The organism is Deferrisoma palaeochoriense (assembly GCF_054656955.1).
Genome location: NZ_BAAHXI010000197.1, coordinates 1 through 346, shown reverse-complemented (window position 1 = coordinate 346; position 346 = coordinate 1). Strand labels below are relative to the sequence as shown.

Below are 346 nucleotides of genomic sequence, written 5' to 3'. Positions count from 1 at the left end.
GCGGCCGGCACCGACTCCCCCCGGAACACCCGGCGCTCGGTCTGGTCGAGGATCTGGTCCAAAAACCCCAGCATCCGCTCCATCTCGTCGGCCAACTGAAGCCCCTTGCGGGCCTCTTTGGCGTTCATCGCCTCCGCCTGCCAAGGGCCCCGCAGTTCCTCGATGGCCCCCAGGGCATAGCCCCGCACCTGCTCGCCCAAACGAAGCAACTCCCGGTAGCCGCGCCGACGGTCGCCTGCCCGTTTGGCCGTCTGGATCTCCCGGTGCCTCCGCTTGGCCGCCCGCGTGTGGTTCGAGAAGGTGTAGCACGGCGTGCGCAGCAACTGCTTGCCTTCCTCAAGAAGCC

At 68.2% G+C, this 346-nt stretch carries 1 pseudogene; it reads right to left on the bottom strand.

The window, feature by feature from the left end:
• A pseudogene (locus ACYQ8L_RS18690) lies at window positions 1–323 on the bottom strand (ISNCY family transposase); the annotation flags it as partial.
• Between the last annotated feature and the right edge of the window lie 23 nt (window positions 324–346).